Source organism: uncultured Rikenella sp., from assembly GCF_947628055.1.
Taxonomy (GTDB): Bacteria; Bacteroidota; Bacteroidia; order Bacteroidales; family Rikenellaceae; genus Rikenella.
On the sequence record NZ_CANQYJ010000001.1, the window covers coordinates 20882 to 38450 of the forward strand.

The 17569-nt window shown below is 54.9% G+C and carries 12 protein-coding genes; 8 read left to right on the forward strand and 4 right to left on the reverse strand.

Going from position 1 to position 17569, the window contains the following annotated elements; all coding sequences use genetic code 11:
- Together Q0Z93_RS00085 and Q0Z93_RS00090 are read right to left on the reverse strand one after the other, a co-directional pair.
- Positions 1 to 1083, reverse strand: coding sequence for a tRNA-specific 2-thiouridylase (locus Q0Z93_RS00085; protein WP_298061273.1), 1083 nt, complete (start codon positions 1081 to 1083; stop codon positions 1 to 3).
- Between the two features lie 28 nt (positions 1084 to 1111).
- Positions 1112 to 1516: a DUF3276 family protein gene (locus tag Q0Z93_RS00090; RefSeq protein WP_298061277.1), complete on the reverse strand. Its 405-nt coding sequence runs from the start codon at positions 1514 to 1516 to the stop codon at positions 1112 to 1114.
- A 313-nt stretch (positions 1517 to 1829) separates the two neighbouring features.
- Here Q0Z93_RS00090 and Q0Z93_RS00095 point away from each other — a divergent pair, with 313 nt between their 5' ends.
- The 3 genes from Q0Z93_RS00095 to Q0Z93_RS00105 all read left to right on the forward strand — a co-directional run bounded on the left by Q0Z93_RS00095 (position 1830) and on the right by Q0Z93_RS00105 (position 7588).
- Positions 1830 to 3215, forward strand: coding sequence for a TIGR00341 family protein (locus tag Q0Z93_RS00095; protein WP_298061279.1), 1386 nt, complete (start codon positions 1830 to 1832; stop codon positions 3213 to 3215).
- Between the two features lie 1351 nt (positions 3216 to 4566).
- Complete coding sequence (locus tag Q0Z93_RS00100) at positions 4567 to 4797, forward strand: hypothetical protein (RefSeq protein WP_298061281.1); 231 nt, start codon at positions 4567 to 4569, stop codon at positions 4795 to 4797.
- 148 nt (positions 4798 to 4945) lie between these two features.
- Positions 4946 to 7588 carry a transglutaminase-like domain-containing protein gene (locus tag Q0Z93_RS00105; RefSeq protein WP_298061283.1) on the forward strand — a complete coding sequence of 881 codons (2643 nt, stop codon included), beginning with the start codon at positions 4946 to 4948 and terminating at the stop codon, positions 7586 to 7588.
- Positions 7589 to 7673: 85 nt separating this feature from the next.
- On the opposite strand, the gene Q0Z93_RS00110 is transcribed toward Q0Z93_RS00105, so the two are convergent.
- Positions 7674 to 8048, reverse strand: coding sequence for a hypothetical protein (locus Q0Z93_RS00110; RefSeq protein ID WP_298061285.1), 375 nt, complete (start codon positions 8046 to 8048; stop codon positions 7674 to 7676).
- A 5-nt stretch (positions 8049 to 8053) separates the two neighbouring features.
- On the reverse strand, positions 8054 to 9145 hold the full coding sequence (locus Q0Z93_RS00115; protein WP_298061287.1) for a BF3164 family lipoprotein: 1092 nt from the start codon (positions 9143 to 9145) through the stop codon (positions 8054 to 8056).
- Positions 9146 to 9672: 527 nt separating this feature from the next.
- Here Q0Z93_RS00115 and Q0Z93_RS00120 point away from each other — a divergent pair.
- From Q0Z93_RS00120 to Q0Z93_RS00140, 5 genes are all read left to right on the forward strand, one after another.
- On the forward strand, positions 9673 to 10632 hold the full coding sequence (locus Q0Z93_RS00120) for a DUF368 domain-containing protein (protein ID WP_298061290.1): 960 nt from the start codon (positions 9673 to 9675) through the stop codon (positions 10630 to 10632).
- Positions 10633 to 10752: 120 nt separating this feature from the next.
- Positions 10753 to 11508 (forward strand): shikimate dehydrogenase, encoded by a 756-nt coding sequence (gene aroE, locus Q0Z93_RS00125; protein WP_298061293.1) that lies wholly within the window; start codon positions 10753 to 10755, stop codon positions 11506 to 11508.
- A 596-nt stretch (positions 11509 to 12104) separates the two neighbouring features.
- Complete coding sequence (locus Q0Z93_RS00130) at positions 12105 to 12797, forward strand: TrkA family potassium uptake protein (protein WP_298061295.1); 693 nt, start codon at positions 12105 to 12107, stop codon at positions 12795 to 12797.
- A 98-nt stretch (positions 12798 to 12895) separates the two neighbouring features.
- A complete protein-coding gene (locus Q0Z93_RS00135) occupies positions 12896 to 14125 on the forward strand; it encodes a site-specific integrase (RefSeq protein ID WP_298061319.1) in 1230 nt (409 codons plus the stop codon).
- 131 nt (positions 14126 to 14256) lie between these two features.
- On the forward strand, positions 14257 to 17550 hold the full coding sequence (locus Q0Z93_RS00140; protein WP_298061297.1) for a SusC/RagA family TonB-linked outer membrane protein: 3294 nt from the start codon (positions 14257 to 14259) through the stop codon (positions 17548 to 17550).
- Positions 17551 to 17569 lie beyond the last annotated feature (19 nt).

Consider the following 17569-nt stretch of genomic DNA (forward strand, 5'->3'; position numbering starts at 1 on the left):
TTACACCTGCGGCACCTCGTCCAGCATGCCGCCGCCGACCACCCGGTCATCGAGGTAGAAAACCACCGGCTGGCCAGGCATCAAAGCCCAGGCGTCGTTTTGCAACAACAGGACATGCAGCCGTCCGTCCTCTATTGCCGTCAGCCGGCACCCTCCGTCCGGATTCCGTCCGATACCCCGAACCCTGATCCGCAGGTCGTCCGCCCGGCCGAAAAATTCCTCCCTACACACCGCCCGCCAGTCTTTCAGGATCATCTCCCGGCGGTACAGCGCCTCGTCCGGCCCTGCGACAATGCGGTTCCGCTTTGCCTCGACAGCGATAACGGCCGCCTGCCCGTAAAGTGTCGGATCAGACAGGGAGAATCCCCGCTTTTGTCCGGCCGTGTAGAGCGCGCAGCCTTCGTGGCGCCCGATAACGGTTCCCTGCAAATCCACAACCTCCCCCGGCCGAAGCGTGTTTTCCGGAAGATGCGAGCGCAGGAACCCCTCGTAAGAGCAGCCGTGCAGAAAACAGAGCCCCATACTTTCCCTGCGCTCCGACAGTTCCGTCAGGCCATACTGATTCTTTAACCTATTCCGCACCTCCGCCTTCGTATGATCCCCCAGCGGCAATACCGCCCGCCGCACCCACGTTTCCGGCACATCCCACAGGTAATAAGACTGGTCTTTGGTCGGATCCGCTCCCCGTCGGAAATAGGAATGCCCGTTTTCGTGCCGAACCGTACGCACATAATGGCCCGTAGCGATATGGAAAATCCCGAGTCTGTCCGCCGTTTCCGCCAGTAAGCGCCACTTGATCCGGGGATTGCACCGCGCGCAAGGAGACGGCGTGCGCCCCGCCGCATGTTCCGCCAATACCTGACCGATGATTTCCCTCCGGAAAAGGTCGGTGCAGGATTCGACGATCAGTTCCACACCGAGGGCCTCGGCAGTCTCCGCCGCGCGTTCTCGCGCCCGTACCGAGCCGAGCATATCTAAAAAAAGAGCGCGAGGACGGTAACCCGCCTCGCGCAAAAACAATATCGCCGCTGCGGAGTCTATTCCTCCGCTCAGCGCCACCAAAATGTCTTTATTCCGGGACATCCGGGCCGACGCAGATCAGATGCAGAAACTACAATCCTTTGAAAAAGTCGTCTTCCGACAAAGTCTGTGCGGAAACCGTTCCGCCGTCATAAGACGAGTTTTCCGAAGAAGAAGCCACCGAACTGATCGCCGACCCGTCAGGGTTGAAGAATTCCGGCCGTTCGCGTTTGATATATTCGACCACTTCGCGGAATCCGTCGCCGAATTTCTGGAAGTCTTCCTTATAGAGGTGGATCTTATGCTTGTCGATGGTGAAACTGCCGTCGCGCATCTGTTTTTTGCGGCTTTCGGTGATCGTCACGTAGTAATCCTCTCCGCGCGTGGCCTTCACATCGAAGTAATAAATACGTTTCCCCGCCTTCACCGGCACGGAGTACAGTTCATCTCCCATCGAGTCCATCTCGCTCCGGTCGTTGTAGTCAAAATTGTTCATACAGATTTGAGTTAAATTGTGGCACGTCCGTGTGCCGTTTCGGTTAGCAAATAGGCTTCGCGGCGCAAGCCCGTTATCGGATGAACCGGTGTTTTCCGGCCCATGTCGCGCCGGAGAAACCCCGAATCGTTTTTCAAATGTATATAAAAAATTAAATACTGAAAACCTTTTCGGCACTTTTTGTACAATCGCTTTCCCGCCGCCCCGGTCGGGAGGCCGGTCATGCGGTTTCTGCGGTGCGGGTTCGGCTGCCCGGACGTGAGGCGCGCGCCGAAAAAGCATTATCTTTGTGAACGAACTATCCTTTACCGCTATGAACGAGCCGCAGGAACCCTATAAATCCAACTGGAACCGCTTCACGGACTTTCTGCGTGAGCGTTTCAACCTCGACGAGGACAAGGCTTCCGAGGAGGAGATGCGCGAGAACATCAACAAAGGGGTCGAGTTCCGGGGCACCAATCTCTGGGTGTTGATTTTCGCCATTTTCATCGCTTCGATCGGTCTGAATGTCAATTCGACGGCGGTGATTATCGGGGCCATGCTCGTGTCGCCGCTGATGGGGCCGATCATGGGGGTGGGGCTTTCGCTCGGGGTCAACGATTTCGACCTGATGAAACGGTCGCTGCGCAGTCTGGGGCTGGCGGCGGCGGTGGGGCTGGCCACATCGACCCTCTATTTCTGGATCAGTCCGCTCAGCACGGCGCAGAGCGAGCTGCTGGCGCGAACCACGCCGACTATTTACGACGTGCTGATCGCTCTGTTCGGGGGGCTGGCGGGCATCGTGGCGCAGTCGCGCAAAGACCGCACTTCGACGGTCATTCCGGGGGTGGCGATTGCTACGGCCCTGATGCCGCCGTTGTGCACCGCCGGGTTCGGGCTGGCGCGGGGCGACATGGCTTTTTTCATCGGGGCGTTCTACCTCTTTTTTATCAACGCTGTCTTTATCGCTGTCGGGACATTCATCATCGTCCGTTTCCTGAAATACCGCAAAGTCGCTTTCGTCGATCCGAAAAAGGAGCTCCGGGCGCGGCGGTACATGACTGTGGTAGTGACCATTACGTTAGTGCCGAGTGTCATCCTGGCTTACGGGATCGTGCAGCGAACCATTTTCGAGAACAATGCCAAAAATTATATCGACCAAGTGCTGACTTTCGAGGGGAGCGAGATTGTCAGTGCGGTGCCGACCTATGCGCGCGACAGCTCTACCATCGAGGTGATCCTGATGGGCAAGACGGTGTCGGAAGAGGCTATCGCCGTGGCTCGGAACCAGCTGGGGGCTTACAATCTGGAGGGCACTGCGCTGATTGTGCGGCAGGCGGGGGCGGACAACACTTTCGACAGCCATACCTTGCAAAGCGTGTTGCGCAGCAATACGGAAATATTGGACGAGAAAAACCGCCGGATCGAGCAGCTGCAACAGCTTGCCGACCGTTATCTGAGCGATACGCTGCCGGCGGCGGACATTTCGCGGGAGTTGGGGTCGCTGTGGGGGCGGCATATCAGCCGGGTCAGTCTCTCCAAGGCGCCGATCTTCACGGCGGGGGGGACGGTGGCTGATACGGCGGTCTTCTGCTATATCACGACTGCCGCGGATGCCACTCTCGATGCCGACCAGCGGCAAAAGCTGACCGCATGGTTGCGGGCGCGTACCAAGATGCAGCATGTCGAGTTAGAGGTGAGGGCAGAGGAGGAGTTTTAGTGGCTTTTTCCGGGATTTTCCGGGGAAGACGGGATTTTCGGGGTTTCCCCCTTGGTTTGCCGGGGTTTCGAGAAATTTATTTACGGTTTCGTGGGATTTCGTAGGGGGGAACGCAGTTTTTGTCCGGGGTAGTTCCGATCCAAGCGAAACGCAGTTTCGCTCGGTCACCGCGGGGGCACTCCAGTAGGCGGAAAAGGTTATCTATGATCTCCCTATGACAGGCCGGAGCCACCCCTGGCGGAGGCCTGCAACTCGCGTGGCTCGTTATCCGGCTCCGCTGGCTCCGGCTAAGAGAGGACAGTTACAGCCCGGTTCGTGTGCCGAGCGGCACCGGCACCCGCGCGCGACGGCTGGAGTAGGAAATCGTTCAAAAGCAGTTTGCGCTTTTGAACTGGATTTCCGCCAGCGCGCGGGACAAACGAATGTTCATCCTCCGCGCGCCGACGCCGGAAAAAGGAAAATCGACGGTTTCAACGCGAGTTGAAAGCGAACGATTTTCCCGGCGCGCGGAAAGAATAATTGAGGGTAGAGGCTGCCCAAACGATACGAAGTATCGCAAGCCCGGCGGGGGCACCCGCGGCCCGCCCGGCCCGAGGGCGGTTCCCTCTTTGGGGTAGTTTATCTTGCTGCCGGCAGGCCAGCAGAACGCCCGAAGGGTGCGGCTGGAGTCCCAGCGGCACCGGCACCCGCGCGCGACGGCTGGAGTAGGAAATCGTTCAAAAGCAGCTTGCGCTTTTGAACTGGATTTCCGCCAGCGCGCGGGATAAAGACCGTTTCTGATCTGCAACGGGCCACAGTCCGCGGAGTTGGGGTAGTTACAGCCCGGTTCGCGTGCTGAGCGGCACCAGGCCTGCGCCCGGGGTGGCTCCGGCCTGACAATGAGGAGATCACAGTCGGAAAGCACTTTCGAGTGGCATGTGGGATAAAGCCCAGCTTCGGGGTGCAGCCTGCGGAGCTAAGCAACAAAGTTGCGGGCCTCCGCTGCGGGAGGCTGCGGCCCGACAAAGGGAGATCACAGCCAAAAGTCCTTTAGCGTCCCGGTGTCGGGCGCGCGACCATAGGTCGCGATTTATTGGATTCTGACAACAACGATTAGAAACTAAACGGAGAAAGAAACTAATAAAACAGCCAACGATTGCGGTTTGCGTGTCAAACAGTATGAACAGGAAAGAAAATAACAGTTAAAAAACAGGATTCCGCGGAGCGGGCAGCCCGAAGCCTCCCCCGGCGCAGGGCTGCAACCTAAAGGTCTTGCCCGCGCAGGCTTCGGGCTGAGCCGGCAGCATGAGCATGAAAAAAATCCACGAAACAGGCGACCGAAACCACCTCGGCGCAGGGCTGAACCGGCAGCATGAGCATGAAAAAATCCACGAAACAGGCGACCGAAACCACCCCGGCTCCGGGCCGAACCGGCAGCATGAGCATGAAAAATTCTACGGAACAAGCGACTGAAACCACCCGGCGCAAGGCCGAAACGGCAGTATCGGCACGGAAAAAATATTTCCGCGCAGCAGGCAGCCCGCAACTCGCCCCGCAGAGAAACCGTGCCGCTGGACACTCCAGCCGGAGTTTGCCCGGTTAAAATCCCCGCCGGCTGCGACCCTAAGAAATGCGCAAAACGAAACGAAACGGGACGAAATGTAACGTAACACCTTGTCGCAAAACAGGCTGCATCCCGCAGAACCTCATGCAAGTCAAGAAAATACGATAAAAACAAACATACCCCAACCATGAAAAAGAAAACACTTTACACCCTGTTGACGCTCGGACTGCTGAGCAGCTGCGGCGACAGCGGGCAGCTCGTGAAAGACCCCCGCACCCGCGAAAGCGTCGAAATCCAGACAGCCGCACGGCAGGCGTGGCTGCCTGCGCTGCCTGCGGGCATTACTCAGGAAGAACAGGAAGGACTGAAATTCCTGTACGCCTATATGCCCGTCGGAGATGCGGCAGACTATGCGCCGGAACTCTACCTGAGCAACGTGCGTGCGTCGTTGCGCGCCGCGGAAGAGATGCCGTGGGGCAAGACCGTGCCCAACGAACTATTCTTGCACTATGTACTGCCCGTGCGGATCAACAACGAAAACTTGGACACCTCGCGCGTCACATTCTACGAAGAGCTGAAAGAACGCGTACAGGAGTTGAGCATGGCCGACGCCATACTCGAAGTGAACCACTGGTGCCATGAGAAAGTGATCTATACGCCGAGCGACGGGCGGACCTTGTCGCCGTCGGCCTGCGTGCGGAACGCACAAGGGCGGTGCGGCGAAGAATCCACCTTTACGGTGGCCGCACTGCGGGCCGTGGGGATTCCCGCACGGCAGGTCTATACCCCGCGGTGGGCGCATACGGATGATAACCATGCGTGGGTCGAAGCGTGGGCCGACGGAAAGTGGTACTACTTCGGCGCCTGCGAACCGGAACCGGTGCTGGATATGGGCTGGTTCGACGGGCCCAGCAAGCGCGGGATGCTGATGCACACCAAAGTGTTCGGCAATTACGTCGGCGACGAGGAGGTGATCAGTCAGACGCCGCTCTACACCGAAATCAATGTGACCCACAACTATGCGCCGGTGGCGACCGCCACGATCGTGGTGCGCGATACGACCGGGGCGGCGGTGCCGGATGCGGCGGTGGACTTCGGCATTTACAACTACGCCGAATTTTATCCGGCGGTGCGCAAACGGACGGATGCGAACGGCGAGACTTCGATGACGGCAGGCTTGGGCGATATGCTCGTCTGGGCGACGGACGGAACGAACTTCGGCTACGAAAAACTCTCGTTCGGCAAACAGGATACGCTGACCATCATCCTGAATCACCGCGGCGGGACGGGCGAGGCTTATGCGGAGGTCTGGGACATCGTTCCGCCGGTCGAGGGGCAGACGGAAAATCGCGTGACACCGGAACAGCGGGCAGCCAACGACGTGCGGTTGGCGCAGGAAGACTCGATCCGGAATGCCTATATCGCCACGTGGATGCCGAAAGCGGATGCCTTTGCTTTGGCCGGACGGATCGGAGCGGATACGACGAAAGTATGGGATGCGATTCGGACGAGCCGGGGGAATTGGGCGGAAATATCGAAATTCCTGACCGATGCGGCGGCGGCCGGACAGCTGGACGTGGCGTTCGACCTGTTGGACGTGGTGGCAGTCAAAGATTTGCAGGATACGCCGGCGGCGGTGCTGACCGACCATTTGACGGGGGCGGCGAAGTATAAGGATCGGCCTTATTTCAAGGAGTATATCCTCAACCCGCGGGTGGGGACGGAGCTGTTGGTGCCGTACCGCGCGGCGATGGCAGGCGAACCGGCTGAAATCGAGGCGATTATCGCAAAGGCGAAGGGGGTGGAATTGGTAGACAGTTTGAACCCGGCGCGGATTCCGATCTCGGCCCTCGGGGTGCAGCGGCTGAATAGGGCGGACAAGGCGGGACGCGACCGCTACTTTATCGCGATGGCGCGCAGCAAGGGGATTCCGGCACGGTACGAACCGGTGACGGGGCGTTTGCAATATTATGACTTGGGGGCGACGTGCGGGACGGAGGCGTGGCGGAATGTCGATTTCGACGGCGAACTGGCTTCGGCGGCTGCGGCGGTGCCGCGGGGCACGTTGATGGTGAACTATACGCCGAGCAAGCACAACGACGATCCGAAGTATTACAGCCATTTCACGGTGGGCAAGCTCCGGAACGGGCGGTACGAGACGATCGAGCTGAGCAATCCGGACGTGGATATGGGGGCTGCGGGGGCGTTGAGCGCGATTTTCGCCCGGCCGGTCGCTTTGGAAGAGGGGGACTACCGGTTAGTGAGCGGGACGCGGATGGCGGACGGAACGGTGCTGAGCGAGGCCCGGTTTTTCCGCATCGAAGCGGGCAAGCAGACGACGCTGGATATGACGATGCGCGAGGATGACGATGCGGTGCAGGTGATCGGGACGATGAATCCGGAGTCGAAGTTCGTGCCGCAGGGTTCTACGGAGGCGCAGTCGATCTTGGCGACGACGGGTCGCGGTTATTTCGTGCTGGCACTGCTGGAGGCGAAGAAGGAGCCGACGAACCATGCGCTGCGCGACATCGCGGCGCTGAAGGCGGAGTTGGAAGCGTGGGGGCGAGGTTTGGTGTTCCTTTTCGCGAACGACGACCAGTTGGCAGCGTTCGACCCGGCCGAGTTCGGCGAGCTGCCGAAGACGATCACCTATGGGGTGGATCGCGGGGGCGAGGTATCGGAGATGCTGCGGCAGTCGCTGGAGCTGACCAATATGAACGACCTGCCAATCTTTGTGGTGGCGGACACGTTCGGCCGGGTGGTGTTCGTGTCGCAGGGCTACCGGATCGGCTTGGGCGAGCAGATGATGAAAGTCATTGGCTCGTTGTAGGGCGGCTGATCTTGTTGCGATAAAAAATTAAGCGGGTTCGGAAATTCTTTCCGAACCCGCTTCGTGTAAATAATAAGTGCGAGTGTTATAGCTCCCAATCTTCGATCAAAGCGACGTTCTGAATGTCGCGATGTTTGGCCGGCAGTTTGGTACGATAGACATCGATAAGCGACTGCTTCACGACGTGTATGACGATAATCGCTTTCGGGTCTTGCGGGATGATTTGCTTTTGCCTCAAAGCGGCGACGCTCTCGGCCACATAAAAATGTCCTTTGTAAGAAAAGAGCGTACCCGGATTCTTGTCATTCGGTTGGCGCAAATCTGTCGGGCGGATTTGTTTTATGGTATCGAGTCCCAAAGCCTTCTGCGGATTCTCGATTTGCGTCTGACTTTGAGAGAAAGAAGGCACGGCTAAGGCCATGCAGGCAAGCAGGCTAACAAAAAGGATCGATCGTTTCATGTTTTTTAATATTTAAACGTCAGTATTTCTTCTGTGTCGGATTTTATGCCGTATATGATGCGTCTGACCGGATCGACATCGAATTTGTAGATCGGCATGTCCAGCTCGTAACGTATTACAGGATTCCCGTCCCAGTCGAAAACGTAGATGCTCGCCTCCATTGGTTCGGCTTTGGGATTGAACAGCCTGGGCTGGTATAATGCCCATATCCGACCATTCCGATTCTTGATGTCATAATAGTTGAATATGGTTTCGTTCCGTTTGCCACTCACGGTTTTATGGTTCCCGTTTCGTCCGCTGACACCCACTTTGAATTCCGGTAATCGTTGCGCAGGGCCATACAGATGCTTGATTACGCGGCCCGTCGAGTCGTATATCGAGATCAGGTCGGTTTTGAGGCAGGCAAATACAAGCCGTCCTGTGGAATCGTCTATCGTCCATTTCCCGTCGAAGAGTTCGCCCAGCAAACGGTCTTCCGTGACGTTCAAACCCGGATATGTGGGGTATTCCCCGAACGAGCGGACAAAACGGCCCTTGGTGTCGAATTCTGAGAATCGCTTGACGGGGGTCATAATATGGGATTCGATAAACCGTCCATCCGGTGTGCGATAAATGTCAGGAGAAGTGCCTATGAATTCGATCTGAACAGATTGTACCGGCATGATTAGAGAGTGGTCATCGTTAAAATGAGCCAGATCCGATTTATTATAAATCAGTATTTGTTGCATAGTCATGTCGTAACACCAAAAAAAAGATTTTCCTGGTGTGTATCCGACCTTGTCGAGTCCGATCAATTCTCCCGGCCCCCGTCCTTGTGAGAGAAAAGAGCCTGTAATTCGTTGCTTCTCGGTATCGTAGATTTTAACGAACCTCGAGGAGGAGTTGGGGTAGGGCACGATCATCAACAACGAGTCGATCACCGTGACGTCGTACGGAATGAGTGTCGGATCGCCCAACGGAAATACCTCGCCATGAAGGGTTTTCGTCTCCGGAAACGAGGCATTATCAAACAGCGTCGCCCCGTCGAATGTTTGCGACGTCTCTCCGCAACCCCAGCAAAGCATGGCTATCAGGCTGAGTGTAAGAATTTTTTTCATCTTTTTTCAGAATTATCAGAAAAAACAGGCCTCCCGCATGAGAATTGATGCGGGAGGCCCTAACAAAGAGAGGTTAACCGGGATAAAATCCAGGACACTTTGCAGTTGCGACAATTTCACCTGTCTCAAGATTGGTCACTTGTGCATAGCATGAGGAGGTTGTTCCCCAACACCCCGCACATCCGGCATCAATAGCTTCTCCAATCGTGTCATAACCCAAGGCCTCGATATTGGCGAGCGTAAGGTCGGAGAGTCGCTCTTCGGGCTGTGCCTGCATATAGCTCAATACCAGCCCCGTACCGAGTACCAGCGTGGCCGGCGCTCAGCATGATTCGTGTAATTTTTTTATGATCGCGTTTCCTTTTTAAGGAAATAAATCTTGCGCGACATCCTTTTGCAAGGATAGCACTAAATCATATAAAAACAAAATTTTGGGACATAAACTTCCGATAAACCCTCCCCCATGCTTAGAGGTCGGCATTCTCTAAAAAACGTGTATCTTTGTTTTCCACTAACAGTAAACCTCTATGAAAGAAAAGAGAAACTACTTGATGCTGGTGCTCAAAGGGATCGGAATGGGCGCCGCCGACGTCATTCCCGGCGTGTCGGGCGGCACGATCGCTTTCATTACGGGGATTTACGAAGAACTGATCGGTTCGATCCGCTCGTTCGATCTGACCGCGGTGCGGAAACTGCTCCGGCTCGACCTGAAAGGGTTCTGGAGGCATATCAACGGCGGATTCCTTTTCTCGGTGCTGGCCGGTATCGGCATCTCCATCTTTTCGCTGGCCAAAGTGATGAAATACCTGCTCGAAACCCACCCCATTTTCGTGTGGGCGTTTTTCTTCGGGCTGATTATCGCTTCGGCGTGGTTAGTGGCACGCGAGGTGAAGAAATGGAGCGCAGGAACGGTTATCGCTTTGGTGGCCGGAGCTGTGGCGGCTTACTTCATTACCGTCCTCAGTCCCGCCTCGACGCCGGATGCGTGGTGGTTTATCGTGCTGTCGGGGGCTGTCGCGATCTGCGCCATGATTCTGCCGGGCATTTCCGGAGCGTTTATTCTTTTGCTGCTGGGCAAGTATGCCTACATCATCGGGGCGGTGTCCGCGTTCGATATTCCGGTACTGCTGCTGTTCGCCGTGGGGGCCGTGGCGGGGATCATCAGTTTCTCGCACCTGCTCTCGTGGCTGCTGGCCAAACACCACGGGATGACGGTGGCTTTGCTGACGGGGTTCATGGTCGGCTCGCTCAACAAGATATGGCCCTGGAAAGAGACGTTGGAGACTTATACCGACAGTCACGGGGGGATTCAGCCGCTGGTGGAGCGCAATATCCTGCCGGGCACTTTCGAGCAGATCACGGGGCAGCCGGCAATGCTGGGCTGGGCGGTCGTTTTTATGGCAGTCGGGTTCCTGCTGATTTGGGGCATCGAGAAAGTGGCGGCGGTGCTGAGCCGAAGGCGGAGCGAACCTGCTGCAAGGGAATAGGGCTTATGGCCAGCGATGCCGCTGCATCGCTGGGCCGTTCCGGGGAATCTTCGATGGCCGGGGCGACGGAGCGGTCTGAACTTTCCAAAGAATAGCTTCGGTTTATCGTAGGGTAGAAACATGAAAAGATACGGATTGGTCGGTTTCCCGCTGGGGCATTCGTTCTCGGCGGGCTATTTCGCAGATAAGTTCGCTGCGTCGGGGCTGACGGGGGAGTGTTCGTATGAGAATTTTCCGGTGGAGGGTATAGAAGACCTGAAAACGGTTCTTCCGGCCGGTGTGTGCGGGTTCAATGTCACCATTCCGCACAAGCGGCATATTCTGCCGCTGCTGGCGGAAATCGATCCGGAGGCGGAAGCTGTCGGGGCGGTGAATTGTGTCAAGGTTTTGCCGGACGGCTCTTTTAAGGGGTATAACACGGATGTGTACGGTTTCGAGGTGTCGCTGCGGGGGATGCTCCGGACTTTCCCGGGGCCGTTGTCTACTTTGAAGGCGCTCGTTTTGGGAACGGGGGGGGCGGCGCAGGCGGTGCATTATGTACTCGGAAAGCTCGGCATTCCGTATGTCGAAGTTTCGCGCACGGGCTCGGACGGGGCTGCGGGGCGGATGGTGTATGCCGAATTGACGCCGGAAATGATGGATGCGCACCGGCTGATTGTCAATACCACGCCGCTGGGGATGCACCCGAATGTCGGGGCGAAGCCTGCGCTGCTTTATGAGGGTGTCGGCGCGGGGCATTATTTGTTCGATTTGATCTACAATCCGGCTGAAACGGCTTTCTTGCGGGAGGGGCGTCTGCGTGGGGCATGGGTCAAGTGCGGGCTGGAGATGCTGGTGCTCCAAGCGGAGCGCAGTTGGGAGATATGGAACGGGTAGGAGGGCGCTTCCTGTCTCCCACGATCAGATAGTTTAAGGTACTTTTCTCCTCCTCTTTTGAGTTCGCGGGGGACGTGTTGTGACGGGAAAGAGTGGTTCGAGTGCCGAGCGGCACCGGGCCTCCCGTTGGGCGGCATCCGGCCCGCCATCGGGAAGATTCCGGAAGTTATGCCCGGTATTCCATGAGTAGTTGCTGGAAACTGATCGCTTTGCGTGCCGTAAGGCCCTGCGGGCCGCAGCCTCCCGCAGCGGAGGCCCGCAAAATGCTCGTTGCGCTCGTTTGCAGTCCCTGCTGGCTCTGGCCCATGTGAAAATTGTTGGCTTCCCTTCAGGCTACTCGATTTGTCGGGTCGGCCTGCGCGCTCCGGGGGTGGCGATATACACACATCGCACTGTTCGTTCCCGAGTAGTTCCAGCCCAGCCGGCAGCACCGCGGTTCTTCACAAAAAGCAAAAGCCGCCCCACGGTCTGAGCAAGAAGAGAGAAAAAGCCTCTACCCTACCCCAGCGTAGGTACGCCCGCAGTCTTACCCCGAAGAAAAATCCCCGCAGCAGAAGCCGCAAAAAAAAAAAAAACGAACAAGTATTCAATCAGTTATGAAATACATTGTGATCGGATTAGGGAATTTCGGTTCCGTGTTAGCCACCCGCCTGACCCAGATGGGCCACGAAGTGATCGGCGTCGACGACCACCGCAGCCACGTCGACGAATTGCGCGACAGCCTTTCCAGCACCATCTGCATGGACGCCGCCGACCCCGAAGCCCTGAAAGCCCTCCCCTTAGACCAAGTCGACATGGTGATCGTAGCCATCGGCGAAAACTTCGCCGCCTCGATCCAGATCGTCGCACAACTGCGTCAGATGAAAATCGCCAACATCGCAGCCCGCGCCTTGAACGAACTGCACCGAACCGTGCTGCAAGCACTCGGCGTCGAACGGATCATCTTCCCGGAACAGGAAGCCGCCGAAGTGATGGCCCAATCCTTTGAATTGAGCGGCTTCCTCGGCTCCTACCGGATAGACAAAGACCACTACGTGATGCGCTTCGCCCTGCCGCCCGCGCTCGACGGCAAAACCATCAGCCAGAGCGAGATCGAACGCGACGGACTGCAACTGTTAGCCGTCATCCGCGACAGCGAGACACGCAACTCGATCGGAATCAGACACAACCAGAAACTCGTCCTCGACCCCCTCCCTCCGGAAACCGTCCTGACAGCCGGCGACATCATCGTCGTCTACGGCCAGCTTGCCTCCTACAACCAATTTACCCGGAGTTTGCGCGACACTTGATGCACATTACCGCTTTGCATCTATAAAATCCTGCTTTAGCTACATTTGTATGCAAATTCCACTACAATTGCAGCTAAAAGATCAAAGAGGATTTGATAATGTATAAGTATGCGAAAGACGGGGTGACCGTATCTTCCGTGCTCGATACCCGGCGGGTTAAAAGAAACGGCCATTATCCCGTCAAAATTCAGGTAACCTATAAACGTATCCAGAAATATTACCCCACCGGCAAAGAGCTGCTGCCGGAAGAGTGGGAGAAACTGCCCCGGGTCAGGAACATCAAATTACTGGAAATCAGACAAGATATCAGCAGCAGTTTCGACCTCATCAAAGAACAGGTCCGGGAACTGACCGACAAAGGCGCATTCTCATTCGAGACACTGAGCCAACGGCTGGGTCGGGGAAGCGGCGACACGCTGAACAGCGCATTCCGGCACCGGATCGACAGCCTCAGAAACGAGCAGCGGATAGGCAACATGCTGTGGTACGACAACGTCCTTAAGTCCGTCGAACGGTTTTTCCCCGGACAGACCCCATTGGGAAACGTTACCGTACATTGGCTCAAACGCTACGAAAAATTCCTCCAGTCCGAGAAAAAAAGCCCGGTGACCATCAGCATGCACCTGCGCGCCATCCGCGCCATCCTGAACGAAGCCCGCAAAAGCGGCACCCTCAAAGATTCGCAATACCCCTTCGGCAAAGGAAAATTCGAGATACAAGAAGGCGAAGGGCGGAAAATAGCACTGAACATCAGACAGATCGAGCAGATCGTCAACTACTCCGCCGAGAACCGGCTGACCTCCTACTACCGGGACTTATGGTTCTTCATCTATCTCTGCAACGGGATCAACGTCGCCGACCTGATCAAGCTGAAATATTCCAATATCATAGACGGCGAGATCTGTTTCGTACGCCAGAAGACCGAACGCACAGCCAAGAAGCGCAAAGAGATACGCGCAGTCCTGACCGAACAGATGTACACCATCATCAACCGTTGGGGGAATCCCGTTTCGGAGAGCAACTACCTGTTCCCCTTCCTCAACGGCAAAGAGGACGCCATGGAGCTGAAAATCAAGACCCAGAATCTGACCCGAAGGATCAACTGGCATATGAATATCATCGGCAAAGCCTTGGGAATCGGCAAAATATCGACCTACACGGCCCGGCACTCATTCGCCACGATCCTCAAACGGCGAGGCGCCAATATAATTTACATCTCCGAATCGCTGGGCCACAATGACTTAAAAACGACAGCCTGCTACTTAGCGGGATTTGAAAAAGAGGAAAGAGAAAAGAATGCCCATTTACTGACCGACTTCGGTAAATAATTTTATGATTTAGCCCCCCACTTATAAAAACCGAAGATATATGCAAATCGTATGTACACTCGTACATACAATTTACATATAATACTGACATTCAATCATATACATCACAAATTCTACAGTACACCTATGCTTTGCAGACAGAGGCAGTCACTGTGACTGCGCTGGGAGGCAAAAAACAAGATCGTAAGATCGGTTATGCAACCACAACCGTGAAAGGCAACGACCTCGCACGAACCAACACCATCAGCCCGATCAATGCCTTGCAGGGGAAAGTCGCAGGTCTGAATATCGGTGTCAGCGGGTCGTCGGGGTTGACCAGTACGCCGATGGTTACGCTCCGTGGTGCTAAATCATTGACCAAGAACAACTCACCAATCTATGTGATCGACGGGATTGTTATGGAAAACGAATACGGCACCAACGGAATGACCAACGAAGGTAATATGTATGGTAACCAGTTGAAGAACCTAAACTCGGCAGACTTCGAATCGGTGACGGTGTTGAAAGGGGCCGCTGCAACTTCGCTGTACGGTTCGCGCGGTGCCAACGGTGCCATCGTGATCACCACCAAAGGCGGTAAAGCTCGCAAAGGGATCGGCGTTGAAGTGAATTACACGCACGAGTTCTCACAAACCTACGCATCGCCGGTTGCTTTACAGAACGTGTACGGGATGGGGTCGCCGACTAATGGTTTCGAAGGCGGTATCGATCCGGCTCTCGAATCGACCTCTTCTTCATACATTGGGAGTTCGTTCGGTCCTCGGATGAATGCCGGGATCAACATGCGCCAAGGGTATAAACTGTGGTCGGATCGTCCGGGGTATGAATATAACCCGATCGAACCGCTCGTTTCGCATCCGGACAACTGGAAAGCTCTGTTCCAGACTGCTAAACAGGATAACGTCAGCGTAGCCTTGACCGGTGGGTCAGAAAAAGCGACCTATCGTTTGTCGTATTCGTACACCAACATGAACGGTGCGCTGCCGAACAACTCGTTCGACCGTCACTCGGTGAATTTCCGCACCAACGGTAAAATCAACGATGTCTTCTCGGTGGATTTCAGTATGCAGTACTCGAATTCTAATACCTTGAATGCTCACTATATCGACGGTTACTCTCAAGGGTCCAGTTTCTTGAATCAAGTGGCTGTTCAATTGGCACGTAATACCGACCTGCGTTGGTTCCGTGACAACTACATCGACTATAGTAATTGGGAACGGATGGTGGCCGACGGTGTCAGCGGCGCTTTGACTTCGTTGCAAAACACATTGAACAGATTCGTCGATAACAATCTGGAACACACCGAACAGACCATTATCTCTCGTTTGGCGTTGAATGCTCAGCTGACCGATTGGTTGGACGCCAGTGCAAGTATTTCGTACAATTATTATACTGAAAATAACGAAACCAAGAACTGGGGCTCGGAAAAATACCGGATGGGCAGTGGTAACAAATATGCCATCAACGGCAAAAACTGGGGTAAATACAACTCTTTGATTACTCTGCACAGCAACAATCGGTTCCTCGATGACAATTTGGAACTGGACGTTCGTTTGATCAACGAAATCTACGGGAATCAAGCCGGCGCATCTTACAAACGCGAAACCGAAGGCGGAATGAAAGTGCCGGGGTTATGGTCGTTCGCCAATACACAGAACCCGATTACAGTCGATAACCTCAACGCTAATTGGAACCGTCGGAATAATATGGTTGTCGGTTTGGGCGGTGTGATCAATCTCTCTTGGAAAGACCAGATCAACCTCGAAGTGACGGGACGTAACGACTGGATCTCGTCGTTGCTCTATCCTAATTTCATGTTGAACGAAGGCGCTCATGACAACTACTCGGTATTCTATCCATCAGTGAACCTGTCGTGGGTATTCTCCGACACGTTCCATATCGATCCGAATGTCATTTCTTTCGGTAAATTGCGTGCATCGTGGGGACAAGTAGGTTCCGGTACCAGTGCTTATGCAACAGCTGACGGTGCGGGTGGTTATGAGATCAAATCCAAACCGAGTATTACCGGTGAAACCCTCTTTATGGCCAGTCCGAACGACAAGACGCTGCCGAACTACGATCTGAAACCGGAAATCCAGCAATCTATGGAATTCGGAGCCGACATCCGTTTCTTGAACGGTGCGATTGGCGTAGATGTAGCTTATTACAAGATCAACACCAAGAACCAAATCTTGACCTTACCAGCCATTAAGGAATCAGGGGTGGAAGAAATGTTGATCAATGCCGGTAATATCCAGAATCAAGGGTGGGAAATCAGTTTGGACTTCCGTCCGATTCAGACCAATACGGTACGGTGGGACATCGGTCTGCTCTGGAGCCGCAATCGCGGTAAGATCAAAGAGCTACACCCGAATGTAAAACAACAGATTTTCTACAGAGGAGGGGCTTCAATGACCCCGTCCATCGTCGCTTTCGAAGGCGGTGCGTTCGGGCAGATCGTAGCCGGGAACGGTGACTTCGGGACTACTCGTACACAGGCTTACTTCTATGACAACGAAAATCCGAACAACCCGTTGAATGGCAAGAAAGCCTTGCGTTTTGTGAATGATTTCGGGGGACAAGCTGTTAGTTTGTGGCAAACGAACAACAACATGCCGGGCCGCAACAAAGACAAGGACGGCAAATGGTACGGCAACTACTACAATGCAGACCATACGTATGACGTATTGGGTAATGTAGAAGCCGATTTCAATGCTTCGTTTACAACGAACTTGATGGTGAACCTGCCGAACAACAGCGGTTCGTTGGATTTCTTCGCTCAGATCGACGGTCGCGTCGGCGGCAATATGATCTCAGCCAACTATGCCAATGCACTGTCTTCCGGTAACCTGAAAAGTACATTGTATGGCCGTGACAAAGAACACGGAGGTATCGAACGAGTCAATTACAAAGGGGAAACGGTTTATAACGGGATGATTCTCGACGGGGTTTACGCCGGGAAAAACGCAATGATTGTCAAGACGCTGAACGGGCAGGGCTCTTATACGGATTCTAAGGGCGAAGTACATATCGGCGAAGTCGATCTGCGCGGCATGACCATGCAACAGGCGATCGATGCAGGTTATATTGCCCCGATGCTTAGCTCTACCTATTACAATGCACAATATGCTTGGATCGGTGGCGAATTGAACTTCCCGACTCAAGATTTGGTACATGAGTATACTTATTTGGCCTTGCGCGAAATCACCCTCGGTTATAATTTCCCGCAGAAGTGGATTAAACACGTAGGGCTGCAGGATGTACGTATCTCGTTCTCGGCACGTAACATCTGTTACTTGTATAACTCATTGCCCGACCGCATGAATCCTGAGTCCATGTCGTCGTCAAACCCGCTGGTTCCGGTCGATTGGGGTGGAGTGCCGTTCTCTCGGAACTTCTCGATCAACTTGAACTTGAGATTCTAACCGTACTTAAATCCTAAAC

Excerpts from the sequence above, each read along its gene's own strand:
- Q0Z93_RS00085 (WP_298061273.1), bottom strand. The coding sequence starts at position 1,083 with ATGTCCCGGAATAAAGACATTTTGGTGGCGCTGAGCGGAGGAATAGAC.
- Q0Z93_RS00090 (WP_298061277.1), bottom strand. The coding sequence starts at position 1,516 with ATGAACAATTTTGACTACAACGACCGGAGCGAGATGGACTCGATGGGA.
- Q0Z93_RS00095 (WP_298061279.1), top strand. The coding sequence starts at position 1,830 with ATGAACGAGCCGCAGGAACCCTATAAATCCAACTGGAACCGCTTCACG.
- Q0Z93_RS00100 (WP_298061281.1), top strand. The coding sequence starts at position 4,567 with ATGAGCATGAAAAAATCCACGAAACAGGCGACCGAAACCACCCCGGCT.
- Q0Z93_RS00105 (WP_298061283.1), top strand. The coding sequence starts at position 4,946 with ATGAAAAAGAAAACACTTTACACCCTGTTGACGCTCGGACTGCTGAGC.
- Q0Z93_RS00110 (WP_298061285.1), bottom strand. The coding sequence starts at position 8,048 with ATGAAACGATCGATCCTTTTTGTTAGCCTGCTTGCCTGCATGGCCTTA.
- Q0Z93_RS00115 (WP_298061287.1), bottom strand. The coding sequence starts at position 9,145 with ATGAAAAAAATTCTTACACTCAGCCTGATAGCCATGCTTTGCTGGGGT.
- Q0Z93_RS00120 (WP_298061290.1), top strand. The coding sequence starts at position 9,673 with ATGAAAGAAAAGAGAAACTACTTGATGCTGGTGCTCAAAGGGATCGGA.
- aroE (WP_298061293.1), top strand. The coding sequence starts at position 10,753 with ATGAAAAGATACGGATTGGTCGGTTTCCCGCTGGGGCATTCGTTCTCG.
- Q0Z93_RS00130 (WP_298061295.1), top strand. The coding sequence starts at position 12,105 with ATGAAATACATTGTGATCGGATTAGGGAATTTCGGTTCCGTGTTAGCC.
- Q0Z93_RS00135 (WP_298061319.1), top strand. The coding sequence starts at position 12,896 with ATGTATAAGTATGCGAAAGACGGGGTGACCGTATCTTCCGTGCTCGAT.